The organism is Rhizobacter sp. P3_B12, from assembly GCF_056402895.1.
Window position 1 is genome coordinate 1 of record NZ_JBFUGN010001250.1, and the last position, 1498, is coordinate 1498.

Below are 1498 nucleotides of genomic sequence, written 5' to 3' on the forward strand. Positions count from 1 at the left end.
GCCGCGCACGCCGGTGCTCGGGCGCCCGGCCTTGCGCGAGGCGGCCCCGGGCGACGCCCCGGACGAAGAGGGCGACGAGATCCTGCTGCGCACGCGCCGCCCCGACCTGACCGGCCGCACGCCCAACCAGCAGCTGTACCTGCGCAACATCCTCGCGCACGACATCACGTTCGGCATCGGCCCGGCCGGCACCGGCAAGACCTTCCTCGCGGTGGCCTGCGCGGTCGATGCGCTGGAACGCAGCAGCGTGCAGCGCATCATCCTGACGCGGCCGGCGGTCGAGGCCGGCGAGCGGCTCGGCTTCCTGCCCGGCGACCTGGCGCAGAAGGTCGACCCCTACCTGCGCCCGCTGTACGACGCGCTGTACGACCTGATGGGCATGGAGAAGGTCGGCAGGGCGTTCGAGAAGGGCAACATCGAGATCGCGCCGCTCGCCTTCATGCGCGGACGCACGCTGAACCATGCGTTCGTGATCCTCGACGAGGCGCAGAACACCACGCGCGAGCAGATGAAGATGTTCCTGACGCGCATCGGCTTCGGCAGCAAGTGCGTCATCACCGGCGACGTGAGCCAGATCGACCTGCCGCGCGGCACCGACAGCGGGCTGATCGACGCCGAGCGCGTGCTGCGCCGCGTGGCCGGCATCGCGATGACGCGCTTCACCGCCGCCGACGTGGTGCGCCACCCGCTGGTCGCGCGCATCGTCGAGGCCTACGACGCCGCGCCGGCAGACAGGATCTGACGATGGCGACCGCACGACCCGAACTGGGCCTCTCGCTGCAGTTCGCCGATGCATCGCACCGCGCCGAGCTGCCCCGCCACAAGGTGGCGCGCTGGATCCGCGCGGCGCTGGCGGCGCCCGGCGAGATCACGGTGCGCATCGTCGATGCCGACGAGGGCCGTGCGCTGAACCGCGAGTACCGCGGCAAGGACTACGCGACCAACGTGCTGACCTTCGACTACAGCCACGCGCCGGTGGTGCAGGCCGACCTGATCCTGTGCGCGCCGGTGGTCGAGGCCGAGGCGCGCGAGCAGGGCATCGCGCTGCAGGCGCACTACGCGCACCTGCTGGTGCACGGCACGCTGCATGCGCAGGGGCACGACCACGAGCAAGAGGACGAAGCGGTCGAGATGGAGGCCGAGGAGACGCGCATCCTCGCCGGGCTCGGCTACGACGATCCCTATCGCCGCTGAGCCGGACAGGCCCTAGCGCGGATGGCGCGACGTGCTCAGGTAGCGCTTGCGCCAGAAGAACCAGCCGAGCGAGCCTGCGATCACCAGCATGAAGCCGCTCGCCATCCAGACGCCGTCGCCGCTGTGGATCAGCGGCAGCCCCTCGAAATTCATCCCGAAGAACCCGGTGACCAGGTTCAGCGGCAGGAAGATCGCGGTCAGCACCGTCAGCGTGCGCATGATGTCGTTGGTGCGGTTGCTCTGCGCCGAGAAATGCATCTGCACCGCGGTCTCGGCCGAGGATTCGAGCCGCCGCACGTGGCTC

The 1498-nt window shown here is 70.3% G+C and carries 3 protein-coding genes; 2 read left to right on the forward strand and 1 reads right to left on the reverse strand.

The window, feature by feature from the left end; all coding sequences use genetic code 11:
* On the forward strand, positions 1 to 742 hold a 742-nt coding region (locus tag AC1D01_RS34245; protein WP_477873912.1), incomplete at its 5' end, for a PhoH family protein.
* Positions 743 to 744: 2 nt separating this feature from the next.
* Entirely contained in the window at positions 745 to 1194 is a 450-nt protein-coding gene (gene ybeY / locus AC1D01_RS34250) for an rRNA maturation RNase YbeY (protein ID WP_477873913.1), read from the forward strand.
* A 12-nt stretch (positions 1195 to 1206) separates the two neighbouring features.
* On the opposite strand, the gene AC1D01_RS34255 is transcribed toward ybeY, so the two are convergent.
* Positions 1207 to 1498 (reverse strand): CorA family divalent cation transporter (locus AC1D01_RS34255; RefSeq protein ID WP_477873914.1); only part of this gene is annotated, 292 nt, incomplete at its 5' end.